This window comes from Streptomyces sp. NPDC054786 (genome assembly GCF_053611685.1).
This window is the reverse complement of sequence record NZ_JBSHAW010000013.1, coordinates 157,481-177,039: the sequence shown is the minus strand read 5'-3', so window position 1 is coordinate 177,039 and position 19,559 is coordinate 157,481. Positions and strand designations below refer to the sequence as shown.

The following is a 19,559-nucleotide window of genomic DNA, read 5'->3' as shown; positions in this document are numbered from 1 at the left end:
GTGTGGGAGGTCGCCGACACCGGCAACGCCTTCTACCAGGTCATCGACCTCAACATCGGATAGCTCAACGCGCGGTCCGAGCTCGGCCGGCGCCCCCGCCCCCAGCCACCCCCACCCCGCCGGCCCCCCCCCCGGGGCCCCACCCCCCTTACCGGTCAAGAGTCAGACCGAGCCGTCTACTTCGGCAGCCATGCCTGCCACTTCGACTTGTGGCTGTCGATCCACTTCTTCGCCGCGTCCTCCGGGGACATCTTCTTGTCGGCGATGTCGAGGGCGACCTCGTTCTGGTCGGCCTGGCTCCACTTGAAGTTCTTCAGGAAGGCTGCCGCCTTGCCGCCGTGCTTCGCGAAGTTGGCGTTGAAGTACTTCTGCAGCGGCGTGTGCGGGTACCCACACTTGATCTTCTTCGGGTCGGCGTCGCAGCCCTCCTTGTACTCGGGCAGCTTCACCTCCGTCATCGGCACCTTCTTGAACAGCCACTGCGGCTTGTACCAGTACGTCAGGAACGGCTTCTGCTCCTTGGCGAACTGCTTGATCTGGGTGATCTGCGCCGCCTCGGAGCCGGCGAAGACGACCTTGTAGTCCAGGCCGAGGTTCTTCACGAGGGCCTTGTCGTTCGTGACGTACGACGGGGAGCCGTCCATCAGCTGCCCCTGGCCGCCGCTCTCCGCGGTACGGAACTGCTTCGCGTACTTGTTGAGGTTCTTCCAGTTGGTGACGTCCGGGTGCTTCTTCGCGAAGTACGTGGGGACGTACCAGCCGATGTGGCCGGTCACGCCGACGTCGCCGCCGGGCGCGATCGTCTTCTTGTCCTTGACGTATCGCTGCTCCTGGTCCGGGTGGCCCCAGTCCTCCATGATCGCGTCGACGCGGCCCTGGCTGAGCGCGTCCCAGGCCGGGACCTCGTCGATCTGGACCCGGTCGACGCGGTAGCCCAGCTCGTGCTTGAGCAGGTACTCGGCAACCGCCACGTCCGACTGGGCTCCCACCCAGTTCTGGACGGAGAGCGTCACGGTCTTGGTACCCGCCGCGTTCGCGTACGGGGACGCCTGCTTGGTCATGTCGGCGGCGCCGCACCCGGAGAGGGCCAGCAAGGCACCGACCGCGGTCATGGTGCTCACTGCACGCGTGCGTACTCGCATGTCACGCTCCCTTCTTCGAGCCGGATTCCCGGCGTGCCGTGGGCTGCGTCACCCGGTCCAGCATCAGACCGAGGCAGACGATGGCGACGCCGCCCACCATGCCCGTCGCCAGGTCGCCCTGCGCGATGCCGAACACGACGTCGTAGCCGAGCGCGCCACCGCCGACCAGAGCGCCGATGACGACGACGGCGAGGACCAGGACGACCGCCTGGTTCAGGGCGAGCAGGAGCGCGGGGCGGGCCAGCGGGAGCTGGACCTGCCGCAGCTGCTGCCAGCTGGTGGCACCGAGCGAACGCGAGGCCTCCATCGCACCGCTGTCGACCTGGCGCAGGCCCTGCGCGGTGATGCGGATGACGGCGGGCAGCGCGTACACGACGGCCGCGGCGACCGCGGGGGCCCGGCCGATGCCGAAGAGGGCGACAACCGGGATCAGATACACGAACTGCGGCATCGTCTGGAAGATGTCGAGTACGGGGCGGAGGAGCCGCTCCAGCCGCGTGCTCCTGGCGGTCGCGATGCCGATCGCGAAGCCGAGGATGACCGTGACGGCGACGGCCGCGAGGACCTGCGCGAGCGTGTCGAGGGACTTGTCCCAGACGCCCAGGACGCCGATTCCGGCCATGCCGAGGACGGCGGTCAGGGCGGTCTGCCAGGTGCCGATCAGCCAGGCCAGGGCCGCGACGACGAGCAGCACCGACCACCAGGGCAGGTCCTGCATTCCGTCGCGGACCGGGTCGAGGACCCAGGTGGTGAAGTGCGCGGCCCAGTCGGCGGTGCCGCCGACGACGGGCACGCCGGTGTAGAGGTGGTCGACCATCCAGTCCTTGGCGGTGTTGACCGGCTCGACGATGTCCACCGTCCAGCTCGTCGGCCACTCCAGGCGGCCGGCGAACCGCACGACGAGCGCAACGGCGACGGTCACGACGCCGGCCAGGGACCAGCCGCGCCAGCCGCGCAGCGGAGAGGTGTCCTCGGCGTGCGCGCCAAGACGCTCACCGGCAGCGCCCGTCACGCGGTCGAGGACCACGGCGAGCAGCACGATCGGGATGCCGCCCGCGAGTGCCGCACCGACGTCCACGGTCCCGAGCGCCTGGTAGACGCGGTCACCGAGACCGGCACCACCGATCATCGATGCGATGACAGCCATGGAGAGCGCCATCATGATCGTCTGGTTGAGGCCGAGCAGGAGCTCCTTGCGGGCCAGCGGGAGGCGGGCCGAGAACAGGCGCTGACGGGCGGTGGTGCCGAGCGAGGTCACGGCCTCCATCACGCCGCCGTCGGCGCCGCGCAGACCGAGCGCGGTGAGCCGGGCCATGGGCGGGGCCGCGTACACCACGGTGGCGAAGACCGCAGCGGGGACGCCGACACCGAAGATCAGGGCGACCGGCAGCAGATACGAGAAGGCCGGAAGGACCTGCATGGTGTCGAGGACCGGCCGCAGGATGCGGAAGATCCGCTCGCTGAGACCGGCGGCGAGCCCCATGAGCATGCCGAGCACGACGGCGGCGATGACGGCCACGACCATCAGGGCCAGCGTCTGCATCGTCGGTACCCACATGCCGAGCAGCCCGCACACGCCGAACGAGGCGGCCGTGAGAACCGCGAGCCGCACGCCGGCGACCCGCCAGGCGACCAGCGAGGCGCCGGCCACGACACCGGTCCAGCCGAGCGCGAGCAGCAGCAGATAGACGCCGCGTACGGAGATCACCACGGCGTTGCTGAGGTGGCCGAGGAAGTAGACGAACAGCCAGTGGCTGTCACGGTTGTCGATGATCCAGTCGCTGGTCTTGCCCAGCGGACCGGAGACATCGACGGTCAGGTCGGAGGGCCACAGGGCGCCGGGCCACTGGGCGTTGATCAGCGGGACCAGGACCGCCGCGACGACGGCGAGCAGCAGGAGCTTGGCGAGGCCGCGGCGGCGCAGCAGGGCCTGTACCGGACCGGTCTTGGTCTCGGCGCCGAGCGCGCGGGGCGTGGTGGGGGCGGTGGTGCTCATGCGCGCCCCCTCTTCACGGTGCCGGTGGGCATGTTGAGGGCGGCGCAGCGCTGGGCCTCGCGCCAGTGGCGCAGCAGGGTGGCGCGCAGCCGGGCCCGCGGCGTGGCCGCGGGAGCTCTGGAGCCGACGGCGCGTACGGCGCCGTGGTGGGTGGTGGCGGCGTACATCAGGCGGCCACCTCGCCGTGCTCCTGGGTGTCGAGCCGGGCGACCACGTTCAGCAGGCAGGCGTGGTCGACGATGCCCAGGCAGCGGCTGCCGTCGACGACGCGGACCGCACCGCCGGAGCGGGCGACCGCCTCGATGGCGTCGGAGATCAGGGTGTCGGGTCCGAGCGCGGGGCCCTCGTCGGCTTCGCCGTCCTTCGCCGGACGCATCGCGCGGCGCACGGTCAGCACCTGCTCGCGCGGGACGTCACGGACGAAGTCGCGGACGTAGTCGTCGGCCGGGGAGCCGACGATCTCCTCGGGGGTGCCGAGCTGGACGATCTCCCCGTCGCGCATCAGGGCGATGCGGTCGCCGATGCGCAGCGCCTCGGAGAGGTCGTGGGTGATGAAGACCATCGTCCGGCCCTCCTCGCGGTGCAGGCGGACGACCTCCTCCTGCATGTCGCGGCGGATCAGCGGGTCGAGCGCGCTGAACGGCTCGTCGAAGAGCAGGACCTCGGGGTCGACGGCGAGGGCGCGGGCCAGGCCGACGCGCTGCTGCTGACCGCCGGAGAGCTGGCCGGGACGGCGCTTCTCCAGACCGGCCAGGCCGACCTTGTCGACCACTTCGTTGGCCTTCTCGCGGCGCTCCGTCTTGCTCATGCCCTGGATCTCCAGGCCGTAGGCGACGTTGTCGACGACGGTGCGGTGCGGCAGCAGGCCGAAGTGCTGGAAGACCATGGCGGCGCGGCGGCGGCGCAGTTCGCGCAGCGCGGTGCGGTCCATGGCGCGGACGTCCTCGCCGTCCATCTCCAGCTCACCGCTCGTCGGCTCGATCAGCCGGGTCAGACACCGCACGAGGGTGGACTTGCCGGAGCCGGACAGGCCCATGACGACGAAGACCTCGCCCTTGTGGACGTCGAAGGAGACATCGCGGACGGCGGCCACACAGCCGGTCTGCTCACGCAGCTCCTGGGCGCTCAGTTTGGCGACCGAGGAGTCCTCGGGGATGCGGTCGGCCTTGGGGCCGAAGACCTTCCAGAGGTTGCGGACGGAGAAGACGACCTGGCGGCCGTCCCCTTCGGAGGCGGACTCGGGCGTGCGGGCGTTGGGTATCTCGGATGCGCCGGCGGCGGTGGTAGCCATCACGCATCACCTCCTTGGGTCGGAGCCTTGTGAAGCAGTTCGGCGCACTTCTCCCCCACCATGAGCACGCCCAGCATCGGGTTGACGGCGGGCATCGTCGGGAAGACGGAGGCGTCGGCGATACGGATGCCGGCCAGGCCGCGGATCTTCAACTCGGGGTCGACGACGGCCAGCCGGTCGTCGGCGGCGCCCATCTTGCAGGTGCCGGCCGGGTGGTAGACGGTGTGGGCCGCCTTGCGCACCAGCTCACTGATCTCCGCGTCGTCGGTGACCTCGGGGCCGGGGAAGACCTCGCGCTTGAGCCACTTCTTGAACGGCTCGGCCTGGGCGACCTTGCGGGCCAGCTTGATGCCGTCGACGAGGGTGTCGCCGTCGTAGTCGACCCCGTTCTCGTCGTACGCGAAGTACCGGAAGTCGAGCGCGGGCTTGACCTCGGGGTCGGCGGAGGTGAGGTAGAGCCGGCCGCGGGAGCGGGACTTGGGGATGTTCGGCGTCATCGACACCCCGTGCTCGGGGCGCTCGTAGCCCAGCCGCTCGGGGTTGTCGGTGAACGGGATTTGGTAGAAGTGGAACATCAGGTCGGGGCCCTTGTGCTCCGGGTCCCGCTTGACGAACAGACCGGCGTCGGAGTCCATCGCTGAGTTGCCCGGGATCGGTCCGTCGGTCTCCCAGACGATCACCGACTCGGGGTGGTCGATCAGGTTCTCGCCGACGCCCGGCAGGTCGAGCACGCACTCGAGGCCCAGCGCTTCGAGGTCCTTGCGGGGCCCGATGCCGGAGTGCATCAGCAGCCGCGGGGTGTCGACGGCACCGGCGCACACCAGCACCTCGCGGGCGGCCTCGACGTAGACCTCCTCGCCGTCCTTCGTGCGGACGTGGACGCCCTTGGCGGTCGTCCCGTCCAGCTCCAGCTTGTGCGCCCAGGTCTCCAGCAGCAGCGTGAGGTTCGGGCGGTCGCCGGCCTCGATGTGCGGGTGGAGGTAGGCGACGGAGGCGGAGGAGCGCTTGTTGTTCTCCGGGTGGTAGGAGAGGTCGAAGAAGCCGACGCCCTCCTCGAAGGGCTGGTCGTTGAAGCCGACGACCTCGGGGACGCCCAGGGCGCTCTTGGTGGCCTCGATCCAGTCGGTGGCGATCTGGTTCTGGTCCTTCTTGGCCACCCGCACGACGTTGTTGCGCAGCTTGCCGAAGTAGGGGTCCATGTCCTCGGCGCCCCAGCCGGCCGCGCCCGCTGCTTCCCATTCGTCCCAGTCGGACGGCAGCGGCTTGAAGGAGATCAGCGTGTTGTGGGAGGAGCACCCGCCGAGGACCTTGGCGCGGCTGTGCAGGATGTGCGAGTTGCCGCGCGGCTGCTCGGTGGTCGTGTACTCGTAGTCCAGCTCACCGCCGAGCAGGCCGAGCCAGCGGCGCAGCGTCAGCACCTCGTCACGGTCGATGTCGGAGGGGCCGCCCTCGATGACGGCGACGGTGACATCCGGGTCCTCGGTGAGGCGGGAGGCAATCACGGAACCGGCGGTGCCGCCGCCGACTACGACATAGTCATACACAGGCATTGGGGGTGCTCCTTCTTACAACGTGCGTGGTGCTGGTGGTGCCAAGTGAGGGGCGGGGGTCAGCCCGCGAACCAGCGCACCGGCTCCGGCCGGAGGTTCTCGTAAATGTGCTTGCTCTCGCGGTACTCGTCCAGACCCGTGGGACCCAATTCCCTGCCGATGCCGGACTTGCCGAAGCCGCCCCACTCCGCCTGCGGGAGGTAGGGGTGGTAGTCGTTGATCCAGATGGTGCCGTGCCGCAGCCGGGCGGCGACCCTGCGGGCGCGTGCGGTGTCGGCGGAGAAGACCGCACCGGCCAGGCCGTACTCGGTGTCGTTGGCGAGCGCGACGGCCTCGTCCTCGGTGGTGAAGGTCTCGACCGTCAGGATCGGCCCGAAGGTCTCCTCGCGGATCACCTTCATCTCGCGGTGGCAGCCGTCGAGCACGGTCGGCGCGTAGAAGTAGCCGGTGGCCGGGCGGACGTCGGACGGCGTGGGCCGGGTCCCGCCGCAGCGCAGCTGGGCACCCTCGGCGAGCGCGGAGGCGACATAGGCCTCGACCTTGTCGAGCTGCTGCTGGGAGACGAGGGGGCCGCACTCGACGCCGTCCTCGGTGCCCCGGCCGAGCTTGATCTTCTCGGCGCGGCGGGCGAGTTCGGCGACGAAGCGGTCGCGCACCGACTCCTCGATGATCAGCCGGGCACCGGCCGAGCAGACCTGCCCGCTGTGGATGAACGCGGCATTCAGCGCCTGGTCGACGGAGGTGTCGAAGCCCTCGTCGGTGGCGCAGGCGTCGGCGAAGACCACATTGGGGTTCTTGCCGCCCAGCTCCAGCGCGATCTTCTTGGCGCCGGAGACCGCGGCCGCGCCCGCCTTCGTCCCGCTGACCAGGCCACCGGTGAAGGAGAACAGGTCGACGTCCGGGTGCTCGGCCAGCCGCTGGCCCACCGGCAGGCCCGCGCCGGTGACGATGTTGGCGACCCCGGCCGGCAGCCCGGCCTCGACCAGCAGCCTGATCAGGTGCACGGTCGACAGCGGGGTGACCTCGCTGGGCTTGATCACAAAAGTATTGCCGGCCGCGAGGGCCGGCGCGATCTTCCAACTCGCCTGCAGCAGGGGGTAGTTCCATGGCGTGATGAGCGCACAGACGCCGACCGGCTCGTGCACGACCACGCTGTGCACATCGGGCGATCCGGCGTCGACGACCCGGCCGCCGCTCTCGTTCATCACCACGTCGGCGAAGTACCGGAAGGCGTTGGTGACGTCATCGACGTCGACCCGGCCCTCCTCCAGCGTCTTGCCGGTGTCCCGGCTCTCGATGAGGGCGATCTCCTCACGGTCGCGCTGCAGCAGGTCGGCGACCCGGCGCAGCAGCGCGGAGCGTTCGGCGACGGCCGTACGGGGCCAGGCGCCGGTACCGCCGTCGAAGGCCCGGCGGGCGGCCGCGACCGCCGCGTCGGCGTCCTCGGCACCCCCCTCGGACACCAGCTGGAGCGTCGTCGCGTCGGCGGGGTCGAGGACCTCCCGCGTTTCGCCGGATGCGGCGGGGAGCCACACCCCGTCTACGTGAATGGTCTCGATTGACGACACGTCGTTCTGCCTTCCGGTTACCGATCTGTTCCCACTGGTGCAACCACTGGCGTCACCAGCAACGGGGACCCCTCCCCTGAAGGAGCGGATCTATGCCCAAACATTCATGGAAAGTGACTCGACTCACTCAATGTGCGACGGAATGTCCCGGAACGTACCGTGAGTAGCCGTATGTCCTTGGCGGACTGTCCCCTCGGGACCGGAGGTACCGAGATGAACCTCAGACGGCGTGCCGCCACCGCCACCACGGCTCTGACCTGCGGCGTGGCCCTGCTCGCCGGGGTCGCCTGCACGGCCGCCGCGGTGGCGGCCGACGCATCGGACGGCGGCGAAGGCGACCTCGCGAACAAATCGGCCCAACAGATCTCCGACGACGCCCTCCAGCAACTGGTCGCCGCGCAGTCCATGCGGCTGCGCACCGAGACCAGTGCCGATCCCACCAAGATCGACCTCACCCTCGACCGCGCCGGCAACTGCACCGGCGCCATCAGCAAGGGCGAACTCGGCCGCGTCGAGCTCATCAAGCGCGGAGACCAGGTCTGGATGAAACCGGACGCGGCCTTCTGGAAGAGCCAGCTGCCCGGCAAGAAGGGCGATGACGCGGCGGCGCAGTACAAGGACACCTACCTGCACGGCACGACCAAGAACACCTTTCTGCGGGGCCTGTCCGCCGCCTGTGACCTCAAGGCGTTCCAGAAGTCGGCCGCGGGTCCCGAACGGCCCCCGTCCCACACCCCCTCGGCCGCCCCCTCGTCCTCGGTCTCCCTCACCAAGGGCCGGCCGACCACCCAGGAAGGCACCCGCGTCCTCCCCGTCGTCAAGAAAGCCCGGGGAGGCGTCCAGACCCTCTACGTGGCCATCGACGGCAAGCACTACCCCCGCAAACTCACCGCCGAGGTCGACCACCAGACCGACACCATCCTGCTGAGCAACTACGACACCCCGGTGTCCACCAAGACACCCGCGCCCTCCAGCACGGCCGACATCTCCGTCCTGGAGGACCAGCTGCGGGGTTCGCGGAACGCCTGACCCCGAGACGTCCCTGCGCTCACGCCGCACCGCCGGGCGCAGGGCTCACCGGCGGGATCGCGCAGGCGTCGGAGAACCCCTGGCTGTGCAGACCCATGGCGCTGTTCATACGGGAGCGCAGGTTCTCCACCGCCACCATGCAGGTCAGCTCGACGAACGCGGCATCGCCCAGCCGCCCGCGCAGGCTCTCGGCCAGCTCGTCGGTCACGGCCGGCGGTGTCGCGGTCATCGCCTCCGCGTACTCCAGGACCAGCCGCTCCAGCGCGGTGAAGGACTCCTGGTGCGCCCGCCAGTCAGGCACCTTGCTGATCTTCTCCAACGGCAGTCCGAGCCGGTCGGCGTGCCAGTGGCCGAAGTCCACACACCACGAGCAGCCGATCGTCGCCGCCGATGCCAGCTCCGCCAGCAGCTTCAGCGCCGGGTCCAGCGCCTTCCACCGCGCCACCTTGCTTTCGAAGGAGAAGTAGGAACGAAGGACCTTGGGGTGGTGCCCCAGCGCCAGAGCGGGCTGCAGCACCTCGCCGTAGGCGCGCCGCGAGTACCACCGGGCCAGTCGCAGGGTGAGTGTGCGCCGCGGGGTGAGAGAGATGCGTGCCATGGCAGTGCCTCCTGGGCAGAGCGTTCAAGAGTGTCCCGAGGGTGGCCCCTCACCCCCTTGACGTGGCAGCACCGCGCGATGTGACACCCCCCGGAGCCGTCACCCGCGCTGCCGAACCGGAGGAGCCGTGGACGGCGGCCCGGACGACAATGCAGGCATGGCTGACACAGCGGCGAAAGCGGTGCTCGAAGGCGGCCCCGAGGAGCTCCCCGAGCGGATCGTGCCGGTGGATCCCCCCGGGACCGAGCTGAAGATCCCGTACCGGAATGGCTATGAACACTTCCGGGCCACCAGCCGGCAGAAGCACACCGCCGAGGGGGCCCTGCCCGTCTACGAGTGGTGGGAGCGTACGGAGCTGCCCGGGTAGCGCCCCTCTTACGGCCGTGCGGGCCTCAGGTGGTGGGAGCGAAGGCCTGCAGGGCGATCTGCTGGGTCCGCTCCTGTTGCGGCCAGTCGGCCTCGGTGCCCAGGACGAGTACGGCGAACAGACGGCCGTCGGCGGCGGTGAAGGCGCAGTCGACGACCTTGACGCGCGCGCCGAGACGCTTGCTGTCATAGGCGTAGACCAGTTGGGCGGCGTCCGTGCCCGGCGCCGGGCCGCCCATCGGTGCGAGGCTGATCTCCTCGAACCCGGGCTGGGCGGAGCGCTCCTGCGACGCCTTCTGCAGCGCTTGGCGCGGCGTGGAGTCCGGTTCGCTGACCTCGAAGATCTGCACCAGCCCCCGGTCGTCCGATGCGGTGTAGAAGACCCCGTTCTCCTCCTCGCTGCGCTGCCAGCCCTCGGGCACCGCGATGGTGAAGCCCTTGGCGTCGTGCACGAGACGGTAGCCGTCGGGCAGACCGCCGGCGGAGGGATCGGTCGCGGTGGGCTGCGTGCTGCCGGTGGGCACGGTGGTGGCCGTGCTCGGCGCGGCGGACGCCTTGCTGCCGACCGGCGGGCGGGCGGCGGCCGGGGCGTCGCCGGGGTGGCCCCAGAGCAGATAACCGCCGCCGACGGCCGCCGCGATCACGGCCACCGCCGCACCGGCCACCAGGGCCGTGGCGCGCTGCCGGACCCCGGGCAGGGGCTCGGCAGGAGGCGCGGGAGCGGGGAGGGGACCGTCCGTGGAGGGGACGCCCGTCGTGGGCGCGAAGGACGGCCGGGGCGGCGGCGGGCCCGTATACGGCGCGGGCGGCGGTGTGCCGTCCTCCCAGCGCTGGGTCTCGTTGTTCCAGCGGGCCGGGCCGCCTCGTTTCATGGTCAGCCTCCCAGCAGGGCCGCGACCGCCTGGCTGACCGCGGCGCCGGAGGCCAGCAGGCCCACCACGGCACCGGCGTCGGCAAGCGCCGTACGGAGCCGGGACAGCCGGCCCGGGGCCGCCGCACCGGTGTCCGCGATCTCCGTCTCGGCGTCGGCGAGTTCGCCGCTCAGGGCGGTGATCTGCGGGCTCTGCACCGCCCGGGACAGATCGTCGCGCAGGGCGCGGACGGCGCGCAGCAGCTCCTCCTGCGCCGGGTCCGCCGCGGGCGCGGTCCCGCCCTCGTTGTGGGTCACCGTGTTGTGGTCGCCGATGGCGACGGGACCCCGGACACTGCCGATGTGGATGCCGTTGCCGCGCTCGTCAGCCGTTGCCACGCCGGGCACTTCCCTTCTCAGCGGAGCCACGCTGGGTGGTGTTCTGGGTGATCGTGTTGTGGTCGCCGATGCCGACGGCGCCCTGTGCGGACTCGACGTAGACACCGCCGGCGGCGACCTGCACCACCCGCTGCTCGAACTCGTCGGTCTGATAGCCGGCCTCGCGCAGCGCCGTGGTCACCCCGGCCGACACCCGCTGCTGAATGGCCCTCAGATAGCGGGCGACGTCCATGTCCTGGAAGAGCGACGACTCACCGAAGGAACCCAGTTCGCGTACGGAGGCGCCGGGGCCTTCGGGAAGCGCCGCACCATGTCCCGCGGTGGCCAGTTGCCAGCTCGACTGCAGGCCGCGCAGCAGCGTGACGAGGGCGTGTCCGGCCGAGCTCGGGGTGCGGGACAGCGCCCACACCGCCTTGCCGAAGTGGTGGTGGTACCGGTACTGGTGGGCGAGCCGGTCGGCGTCCTGGAAGAGCTGCCGCAGCGGCCACAGCACATGGGGTGCGATCTCCAGCATCAGCATCCCGCCCTGCGTGTGGACCCGGACGAAGAGCGTGGTGACGATGCCCTCGTTCCAGCCGCCGACCCGGATGCGCAGGAAGTGCCGGCGGGTCTCGCCGCCCTCCTCCACCGCCGCCGCCCGGTGCATCTCGAACTCGGCCGGTGCGTACGGTGCCGCCGCGCGGGTCGGCAGCCCCTCGGCCGGCAGAAAGACACACTCGTCGATCTCCAGCGCACGCAGCCGGTCGCGCACCGCGGCCGCCGTCTCCGGCGAACCGTGCGGCGACGGCACCCGCAGCGCCGCCACCAGCGGGACGATCCGGGCCAGGATGGCGCCGTTGTCCAGCGGCTCGGGATCGCGGTCCGCCCGGGGGTTCAGCTCCACCGACAGCGACCAGGTCTTGTACGGGGAGCCGGCGCCGCAGAACGGATCGGCGGCCCGGTACATCACCAGCGGCCCGTGCTGCTCGGTCCGCACCCGGTCCCGCAGCCGCTGGAAGCGGTAGCCGTCGGACCGTTCCGCGGGGTCGGACATCACATCGGGGAAGCGTTCCCTGGACAGTTCGCGCGCCAGCACCCGGGCGAACTGCCCGCGTTGCAGCGCGACGACAACCGCCAGTTCCAGCGGCAGCAGCAGCGCGATCCACACCCGCACCAGGACGCCGCCCTGACCGCCGGCACCGGGGTACAGGGCGCCCATTCCCTGGCTGAGGGAGGCGTCCCACGGCGGGGTGCCGTAGGACGAGCCGTAGCCGTCCGAGGAGCCGCTCGTCAGGGGGTTGAGGGCGTCCGGGAGCGGCGAGAACATCCAGTCCGCGCTGATGAGGTTGGCCCCGCCGAACGCCACCACCAGCAGCGACAGGCAGAACAGGGTCAGCGACAGCCGTCCGTACCAACGCAGGACGAAGGAGGCCAGCACGGCCAGCCAGGGCGGAATCGGCGCCCGACGGACGGCGCGGCCGAGCGCCATCAGGATGACGGGGACGAGGTAGAGCACCGCGAGGCCGGAGGACAGCGGGACGGCCACGATCCACAGCAGCAGGATCGCCGCCGCCCAGCCCAGTTGGAGCCGCCGGGCGCGCAGCGCGTGGGCGAGGACCCGGGCGGCGTCGATGCCCAGGGAGGGCGCGGCGAACCGCTGCTCATGGACGTACAGCTCATCGATGACCGCGTCGCGGAACGTGTCGTCCAGGTAAGTGCCGGCGCACAGCAGCCGGGTGGTCTCGCCGGCACCCGGCGGGGTCGGGGGAAGCGGTGCGGGCCCGGGGTCCTGGGGCGTCCGGCCCGATGGCCGGGCGTCGTCGGAATCTCCCTGTTGCTGAGGCACATCCGTCCGCGCCATCGTCCTCCCCCGAACTCCAACCGGCCGCCTCCGCAGCCTGATTGGCGAGCGAGCTGCCGGCTCCGGCCACGGCGGTGCGAAGCCGCAGCATAGGGGAGCGGACCGGTCCGTGTCAGCGCGATTACCCAGGGTCCGTGCGATACGGGGAAACAAGCCGAGCCCGCACGGCCGTTGTGGACCGTGCGGGCTCGTCGGTGCTGCGGTGCCGCCCGCGCGGGGCGGCCGCGGCGGTGGGTCAGCCGAGGAGGCCGAGACCGCGGACCGCCTCGCGCTCCTCCGCCAGCTCCTGCACGGACGCGTCGATGCGCTCGCGGGAGAAGTCGTTGATCTCCAGGCCCTGGACGATCTCGTACTTGCCGTCCTTGGTGGTGACGGGGAAGGAGGAGATCAGGCCCTCCGGGACGCCGTAGGAGCCGTCCGAGGGGATACCCATCGAGGTCCAGTCGCCGTCGGCGGTGCCGTTGACCCAGGTGTGGACGTGGTCGAGGGCGGCGTTGGCGGCCGAGGCGGCGGAGGACGCGCCACGGGCCTCGATGATCGCCGCACCGCGCTTGGCGACGGTCGGGATGAAGTCCTCGGCCAGCCACTTCTGGTCGTTCACGACCTCGGCGGCGTTCTTGCCGGCGACCTCGGCGTGGAAGATGTCCGGGTACTGGGTGGCGGAGTGGTTGCCCCAGATCGTCAGCTTGCGGATCTCGGAGACCGGAGTGCCGGTCTTCTTCGAGAGCTGCGAGAGCGCACGGTTGTGGTCCAGACGGGTCATCGCGGTGAAGCGCTCGCGCGGTACGTCCGGCGCGGCGGCCTGGGCGATCAGGGCGTTGGTGTTGGCGGGGTTGCCGACGACCAGGACCTTGATGTCGTCCGCGGCGTGGTCGTTGATGGCCTTGCCCTGCGGCTTGAAGATGCCGCCGTTGGCCTCCAGGAGGTCGCCGCGCTCCATGCCCTTCGTACGGGGGCGGGCGCCGACGAGCAGCGCGACGTTCGCACCGTCGAAGGCCGCGTTCGGGTCGTCCGAGATGTCGATGCCCTGCAGCAGCGGGAAGGCGCAGTCGTCCAGCTCCATGGCGGTGCCCTCGGCGGCCTTCAGACCCTGTGGGATCTCCAGGAGGCGCAGCTTGACCGGCACGTCCGCGCCGAGCAGATGACCGGAAGCGATGCGGAAGAGGAGTGCGTAACCGATCTGGCCGGCGGCGCCGGTGACGGTGACATTGACGGGAGTGCGGGTCATGGCGATCTCCTGCGCGGTGTTTTTCCGGGGGCAAGCCCCTGGACCACCATGGGTGGCGGTGGGTGTCCCTGCCCAGCTATCGAGGTCTCTTGGTATCGAGAGACCCGGCCGTCAGGCTATCGGACCCCCGCCCGGCCCAAGTGACGGGCCGGTGTGGAACACCTCACCGGGTGCTCCCGGAGGCGTCCGTACGGCCGTCCGTGCGCGCTTCCCCGGCCCGGCATGCGCTCCGCGCGGGTCCCGCAGGAAGGGGCGGCGACCGCCCGCTCAAGGAGGGGGGAGTGCGGGCGGCCGCCGAGTTGTGCCACACCCGTGGGGGGGTATTCCGTCGCCTGCCCGGGATCCCGGCGGGCATGCCCCCTGAATTTCGGCCAACCTCCGGGGAGGCTGATCCGGGGCCTGGAGCGGACCGGGGCGGCCCCGGCACCTGGCTGTCGCCGCCCGCGCCCAGCGGATATCGGCCGGGCCGCCGAAGGACACGTCCTAGCGGGCCGCCCGGGTGGCCTGGCCGGCGGGCGTGGCCGGAACCGGACGGGCGCAGCTCTTCGCGCCCGCCACGGTCGTCTGGCAGGCCGCGACCTTCGCCGGGTCACCGGACACCTCGACCATCGGGGTGTAGGCGTCGCCGTCCCGCTCGGCCCGCGCCGTGGCGCTGTGGCCGCCGGCGCTGATGGTGGCCTGATCGCCCTGTGCCGCGCGGCTGATCCGGGCCCAGGCCGTATGGCAGACCGCGCTGTAGCGGACCTCGATCAGCGCGCGGCCCGCCAGGCCGCGGGACGGGGTGACCGCACGCTGCCCGCCACAGCCCATCTTCTCCGGGTCCTTGCCCACACAGCCGGCTCCGGTGCAGCGCACCCCGGCCGGAAGTGCCGGCTTCGCGCTCGGCGCTGCCGCGGGCGCGGCCGCCGCCTTCTTCGCCGGGCCGGCGGCCGGATTCAGCAGCAGGACGGCGGCGCCGGCCAGCAGCAGCGCGCCGACCGCACCGGCGACGAACAGGACGGTCCGGCCGCGGCGGGCACGGCGGTCCGCGGCCGGGGCGGGCGCGGCTGCCGGAGCGGGGGACGGGCCCGCTGCCGCCTCCCATCCGGGGAAGTCGGCGGTCGACGGGACGTCCGAGCGCCGCTGCTGTGGCGTCCGGGGCGGCTCCGCGATCTGCTCGGACTCCGCGTCCTTGGCGCTCTTGGCACCCTTCGCCGGTTTTGCGGGCTTCGCCGCCGGCCCGGTCTGCGCCGGTTCCGTGTCGAACTCCCCCAGTGCGGCGCGCGCCTGTGCCACGCGGATCGCTTCCATGGTGACGTCCTGCCGCATCTCGGCCCGGCTCCAGGCCCGTTCGGCCAGCTCCCACAGCGTGGTCAGATGCGCGGGATGCGCGCCGGTCGCCTCGGCGAGCGCGACCACCGCGCGCAGCGGCGGCAGCAGCCGCCCGTTGAGATAGCGCTCCCAGGACGTCTTGCTGTAGCCCGTACGGTCCGCGACGGCGGCCACACTCAGTCCGCTGCGGTCCACGAGCCTGCGCAGCTGACCGGCGAACTCCCCTACCTGCGGATCGAGTTCTTCCGGCAGCGCCTTCCAGCGAGGCATTGCCTCCCCCTATCCCCCCGCTTACGTGCGACAGCGCGGCTCCCCCGGCCCCGCTCCTTGCTGCCCGCGGGGATGCGCCCGGCCAGGACGGCAGTTCCCCGTTCACGGGCGCACGGGCGCATCCGGGCACACGTCACCCACCCGCACGCCCCGTGACCCCTGCAGTGTCGCATTTCGACCGGACGCCGTACGACTTCCGTACGTTTCTTGACAAGAACAGGCCGGGTAACCCCTCGTGGGCCTACCGTGCGAAGCACTCCCCTGTCCCGCCGCCCGCCGGATAGAGACACAGGCGGATGCCCTCGGGCCCGCGGGCCGCCACCATCGGCGTGACGAGATACCCCTCGGCATCGAACCGGTCCACCACCCGCACCGACCGCGGCCGCGCCCCCGGCGCCGACACCTCCAGCCGGTCCCCCACCCGGCCGCCACGGAGCCGGCCCCAGGCCGCGCCGCAGGCCTTGCCGTAGCGGATCTGAACATGCTCGCCCCGGGCGGCAGTTCGCTCCACGGGCGTCTCCACCAGGTCCGGTGGCTCGCAGTACATCGACTCCGGGTCCTTGCCGTCGCAGGCCCTCGCCCGGCAGCCGGTCACCGCGGACGGCTGGGGCACCGCGTCCTCCCGCGGGCCGCTCCCGACGCCCCTCTCCCCCGCCCAGAAGACCAGGGCCGCCACCCCGACCGCCACCAGACCCACACAGGCGCCGGCGACTACGGCCACGACCCGCTGCGGCAGCCGTGCTGACGCCCGCGGCGACCGCCGGGCCGCCGTCTCACGGTCACCGTCCCCCGCCCGGGGCGGCGCCTCCTCCACCACGCTCACGCCACAGGCACTCCCCTCTCCCGGCGTGCCGGCGGAGCCACTTGCCTCCCCCCGCGCGCCGTCCGCGGCACGTCCCGCGCCCTGACCCGGTGCGAGGCCCCGGGCCTGCGCCGCGCTCCGGTCCGGCGCCACGCTCCGGCTCCGGGCCCCGCCCGGCCGCCCGCGTCCGCTCCAGGCCGCATCCGCCAGCTCCCACAGCGCCAAGAGCCCTCCCGACGGCTCCCCCGCCAGCAGGCACAACGCCTCGACCGCGCCCCGCGGCGGCAGCTTCTTGGCGTTGAGATAGCGCTCCCAGGACGACTTGCTGTAGGGCGTCCGCTCGGCGAGCGCGGCCAGGGTGAGCCCGGTACGCCCCCTCAACTCCCGCATGCGCGCTGCCAGTCGGGAGCTCTCGACGCTTTCCCTCGGCTCGCTGCCGGGCCCGCTCACCGGCGCAGCACCTTCCAGGTGTCGGGGCCCACGATCCCGTCCGTGGGCAGCCCGGACCGGGCCTGCAGACGCTTGACGGCACGCATGGTCTTCCCGCCGACGATGCCGTCCACCACGCCCGGGTCATAGCCCTGGCGGTGCAGCAGACACTGCGCCTCGACGACGTCCCAGCCGGTCGCGCCGCTGCCCAGGATCGCCGTGCCGGTGCGGCTGTGCCCGGCGTACAGGGCACCTCCCCGGCGCTGGACGGGGCAGTCGAAGGCCTCCCCCGGCCGGTGGGTGAACGTGGGTGCGGCACTGGGGGCGCCGACGGCCATCGCGGCGCCCGCACCGCGCCCGATGCCGGAGGCGTCCTGCCAGAGGCGGACCACCAGGAGCGCCGCACCGGCCATGACGAGCACGGCCAGGGCGCCCAGCATCAGCGGCCCGAGCGGCACGTGCCGTCCGGCCGTGGGCGCGGCGGCCGCGGCGGGGACGGGCGCGTCGTCCCGCTCCGACCGCGGCGGCGTTCCCTCTGCTTGCCGCACCGCCGGTTCCTGGGGCGGCCGGGCCGCCGGCTGCGGCACCGGCGGGGCCGGCTCCGGCCGTTCCGCGTTCCAGGCCTGCGCGGCGACCTCGTGCAGCGCCAGCAGCCGGGTCGCATCGGCCTCACAGACCCGCGCCAGCGCCGCCACCGCATCGCGCGGCGGCAGCTTCTTGCCGTTGAGATAGCGCTCCCAGGACGACTTGCTGTACGAGGCCCGGGCAGCGAGCGCGGCCAGGCTCAGCCCACTGTGGTCCTTCAACCTCCGTAGCTGGACGACCAGATGCCGCACCCGAGGGTCCAGCGATTCGGGCAGCCCTTTCCAACGCGACATGTTCCACCCCATATACGCGTTCGTTCTCCCCCGAGGCCATTAGCCCCCTGTGCCGCCGATGATGGCGCGGACGCGACCTCCGTTTCCGCTTTTTACTCTTTCCACGCGGTATCCCGAACTCCCCGCCGCCCCCGTCACCGTCCCACCGAAACGTCCACCTCGACGACGTCCCCGCAGGTCACAGCCGCGGCATCCCACGGCGTCCGCATACGGCGGCCGCCGACGCCGGCCACCGGCGGGTGGGAGCACGGCCGGTGGCACACCCGGGGCCGCACGGCCCGCCCCGCGCCGCCTCCGCCGTGGCCCGTGCGCCGCCCGGCCGCCTTCGTACGGCACCTCGGCACAGCACGGCGGCGGCCCGCCTTCTCCCGGAGGAGAGGACGGGCCGCCGTCATCGCGCTATCGGCCGGGGGCCCGGAGACGCCCTGCGGCGTGCGCCCGGGACGGGCCTCGGACCGTGTCGTCCTAGCGCACGGTGAAGTGGACGATGTCGTCCAGGAACGGGATATGGATCCACGGCTTGGGCTGCACCATCAGCGACAGCATCACGATCACGAAGCCGAGCCCCCCGTACGTCGCCATATCGGTGAAACGCGAGCGCACGGCCAGCATCCCCACCGATGGCAGCGCCCACCGCAGCACCGCCCCGGCCAGCAGTGAGAGCCCGATCACGATCCCCCCGATACGGAACGCGTCGAGCGCCACCAGCAGCAGCCCGAGCGCGACCCCGCCCATGACGGTGAGCAGCGGCCACTGCCGGGCGGGCGCGGGGAAGCCGCCCGAGGCGGCCCGCCCGCCGCCTTCCGGCCGGGCGGTGTCGCGGGTCAGCGTGGGAAAGCGGCGCGAGGAGCGCTGCGGCTCGGAGGCCCCGTCCGAATGCGCTTCGGCACCCATGGCTGGCAGTCCCTTCCGGTGTCCGGTTCCGTCTGTCTCAGAGACAGGCTCTCAGATCTCGCGTGGTCAGCCCGCCGCGCGCTCGGCGGCCTCGACGACATTGACCAGCAGCTGGGCGCGGGTCATCGGGCCGACGCCGCCCGGGTTGGGGGCGACCCAGCCGGCCACCTCGGCGACGCCCGGGTGCACATCGCCGACGATCTTGCCCTGTTCGTCACGGCTGACGCCGACGTCCAGGACGGCCGCACCGGGCTTGATGTCCCCGGGCTTGATGATGTGCGGCACACCGGCGGCGGCGACGATGATGTCGGCCTGCTTGAGGTGCGCGGACAGATCACGGGTGCCGGTGTGGCACTGGGTCACCGTGGCGTTCTCGGACTTGCGGGTCAGCACCAGCGGCATCGGGCGGCCGATGGTGATACCGCGGCCGACGACCACCACATGCGCGCCCTTGATCTCGACGCCGTGGCGCCGCAGCAACTGGACGATGCCGTACGGGGTGCAGGGCAGCGGTCCCTCGATGCCGAGCACCAGCCGGCCCAGGCTCATCGGGTGCAGCCCGTCGGCGTCCTTGGCCGGATCCATCAGTTCCAGGACGCGGTGCGCGTCGATGCCCTTGGGGAGCGGGAGTTGGACGATGTAGCCGGTGCAGGCCGGGTCCTCGTTCAGCTCCCGTACGACCGCCTCGATCTCCTCCTGGGTGGCGGTTTCCGGCAGTTCCCGCTGGATCGAGGCGATGCCGACCTGGGCGCAGTCGCGGTGCTTGCCGTTGACGTACCAGCGGCTTCCCGGGTCGTCGCCCACCAGGAGGGTGCCCAGCCCGGGCTGCACGCCCTTGGCCTTCAGCGCCTCGACGCGGGTGGTGAGCTCGGACTTGATAGCGGCTGCGGTGGCCTTGCCATCCAGGATCTGGGCAGTCATACCCTCTATCTTCCCGGATGAGGGCGGTCACGTTCCAATCAGGGCATGCGGGGCGTCCGTGGCCGGAATTGATCATTGCACTTGCACAACAGCCAGGGGCCTTGACTGGACAGAGTGAATGCGCAACTAGAAGGATTGACGTGCAGTGCCGCAGGCATCGTCGGGGGCGGGCCAGTGAATCCTGTTTTTCCTCCGAG

18 protein-coding genes are annotated in these 19,559 nt (G+C 71.7%); 2 read left to right on the top strand and 16 right to left on the bottom strand.

The genetic code is table 11. The features are described from left to right. Positions 1-176: 176 nt before the first annotated feature. Genes ACWGI6_RS13770 through ACWGI6_RS13745 form a run of 6 tightly spaced genes read right to left on the bottom strand, consistent with a single transcriptional unit; the run spans position 177 to position 7,547 of the window. Positions 177-1,142 (bottom strand): glycine betaine ABC transporter substrate-binding protein, encoded by a 966-nt coding sequence (locus ACWGI6_RS13770; RefSeq protein ID WP_453267677.1) that lies wholly within the window; start codon positions 1,140-1,142, stop codon positions 177-179. Position 1,143: 1 nt separating this feature from the next. Continuing rightward, positions 1,144-3,138 carry an ABC transporter permease gene (locus ACWGI6_RS13765; protein WP_453267676.1) on the bottom strand — a complete coding sequence of 665 codons (1,995 nt, stop codon included), beginning with the start codon at positions 3,136-3,138 and terminating at the stop codon, positions 1,144-1,146. Then, on the bottom strand, positions 3,135-3,305 hold the full coding sequence (locus ACWGI6_RS13760) for a hypothetical protein (protein WP_393906610.1): 171 nt from the start codon (positions 3,303-3,305) through the stop codon (positions 3,135-3,137). The genes ACWGI6_RS13765 and ACWGI6_RS13760 overlap by 4 nt, the downstream gene beginning before the upstream one ends. Beyond that, on the bottom strand, positions 3,305-4,429 hold the full coding sequence (locus ACWGI6_RS13755; protein WP_453267675.1) for a quaternary amine ABC transporter ATP-binding protein: 1,125 nt from the start codon (positions 4,427-4,429) through the stop codon (positions 3,305-3,307). Before ACWGI6_RS13755 ends, ACWGI6_RS13760 begins: the two co-directional genes overlap by 1 nt. Next, positions 4,429-5,979 (bottom strand): GMC family oxidoreductase, encoded by a 1,551-nt coding sequence (locus tag ACWGI6_RS13750; RefSeq protein ID WP_393906608.1) that lies wholly within the window; start codon positions 5,977-5,979, stop codon positions 4,429-4,431. Before ACWGI6_RS13750 ends, ACWGI6_RS13755 begins: the two co-directional genes overlap by 1 nt. A 59-nt stretch (positions 5,980-6,038) precedes the next feature. After that, positions 6,039-7,547, bottom strand: a complete 1,509-nt coding sequence (locus ACWGI6_RS13745) for an aldehyde dehydrogenase family protein (protein ID WP_453267674.1) — start codon at positions 7,545-7,547, stop codon at positions 6,039-6,041. 213 nt (positions 7,548-7,760) lie between these two features. Between ACWGI6_RS13745 and ACWGI6_RS13740 the strand changes: the two genes are divergently transcribed. Continuing rightward, the gene (locus ACWGI6_RS13740; RefSeq protein ID WP_453267673.1) at positions 7,761-8,576 is read left to right on the top strand and encodes a hypothetical protein; all 816 of its coding nucleotides are present in this window, start codon (positions 7,761-7,763) and stop codon (positions 8,574-8,576) included. Between the two features lie 19 nt (positions 8,577-8,595). On the opposite strand, the gene ACWGI6_RS13735 is transcribed toward ACWGI6_RS13740, so the two are convergent. Next, on the bottom strand, positions 8,596-9,174 hold the full coding sequence (locus ACWGI6_RS13735; protein WP_453267672.1) for a carboxymuconolactone decarboxylase family protein: 579 nt from the start codon (positions 9,172-9,174) through the stop codon (positions 8,596-8,598). A gap of 157 nt (positions 9,175-9,331) precedes the next feature. Here ACWGI6_RS13735 and ACWGI6_RS13730 point away from each other — a divergent pair, with 157 nt between their 5' ends. Next, positions 9,332-9,541, top strand: coding sequence for a DUF5988 family protein (locus tag ACWGI6_RS13730; RefSeq protein ID WP_393906604.1), 210 nt, complete (start codon positions 9,332-9,334; stop codon positions 9,539-9,541). A 25-nt stretch (positions 9,542-9,566) separates the two neighbouring features. Here the strand turns inward: ACWGI6_RS13730 and ACWGI6_RS13725 are convergent, their stop codons facing one another. The 9 genes from ACWGI6_RS13725 to ACWGI6_RS13685 form a co-directional block, all read right to left on the bottom strand. Then, positions 9,567-10,412, bottom strand: coding sequence for a hypothetical protein (locus ACWGI6_RS13725; protein ID WP_453267671.1), 846 nt, complete (start codon positions 10,410-10,412; stop codon positions 9,567-9,569). Between the two features lie 2 nt (positions 10,413-10,414). Then, the gene (locus ACWGI6_RS13720) at positions 10,415-10,789 is read right to left on the bottom strand and encodes a hypothetical protein (RefSeq protein ID WP_453267670.1); all 375 of its coding nucleotides are present in this window, start codon (positions 10,787-10,789) and stop codon (positions 10,415-10,417) included. Further along, positions 10,776-12,629 carry a hypothetical protein gene (locus ACWGI6_RS13715; RefSeq protein WP_453267669.1) on the bottom strand — a complete coding sequence of 618 codons (1,854 nt, stop codon included), beginning with the start codon at positions 12,627-12,629 and terminating at the stop codon, positions 10,776-10,778. Before ACWGI6_RS13715 ends, ACWGI6_RS13720 begins: the two co-directional genes overlap by 14 nt. A gap of 235 nt (positions 12,630-12,864) precedes the next feature. Next, positions 12,865-13,857 carry a malate dehydrogenase gene (locus tag ACWGI6_RS13710; RefSeq protein ID WP_453267668.1) on the bottom strand — a complete coding sequence of 331 codons (993 nt, stop codon included), beginning with the start codon at positions 13,855-13,857 and terminating at the stop codon, positions 12,865-12,867. Between the two features lie 483 nt (positions 13,858-14,340). Continuing rightward, positions 14,341-15,438: a helix-turn-helix domain-containing protein gene (locus ACWGI6_RS13705; RefSeq protein ID WP_453267667.1), complete on the bottom strand. Its 1,098-nt coding sequence runs from the start codon at positions 15,436-15,438 to the stop codon at positions 14,341-14,343. Between the two features lie 241 nt (positions 15,439-15,679). Further along, positions 15,680-16,690: a helix-turn-helix domain-containing protein gene (locus ACWGI6_RS13700; RefSeq protein WP_453267666.1), complete on the bottom strand. Its 1,011-nt coding sequence runs from the start codon at positions 16,688-16,690 to the stop codon at positions 15,680-15,682. Next, a complete protein-coding gene (locus ACWGI6_RS13695; protein WP_453267665.1) occupies positions 16,687-17,547 on the bottom strand; it encodes a peptidoglycan-binding domain-containing protein in 861 nt (286 codons plus the stop codon). The genes ACWGI6_RS13700 and ACWGI6_RS13695 overlap by 4 nt, the downstream gene beginning before the upstream one ends. Positions 17,548-18,012: 465 nt before the next feature. Continuing rightward, the gene (locus tag ACWGI6_RS13690) at positions 18,013-18,441 is read right to left on the bottom strand and encodes a DUF3017 domain-containing protein (protein WP_453267664.1); all 429 of its coding nucleotides are present in this window, start codon (positions 18,439-18,441) and stop codon (positions 18,013-18,015) included. A 66-nt stretch (positions 18,442-18,507) separates the two neighbouring features. Then, on the bottom strand, positions 18,508-19,362 hold the full coding sequence (locus ACWGI6_RS13685; RefSeq protein ID WP_453267663.1) for a bifunctional methylenetetrahydrofolate dehydrogenase/methenyltetrahydrofolate cyclohydrolase: 855 nt from the start codon (positions 19,360-19,362) through the stop codon (positions 18,508-18,510). Positions 19,363-19,559: the final 197 nt, after the last annotated feature.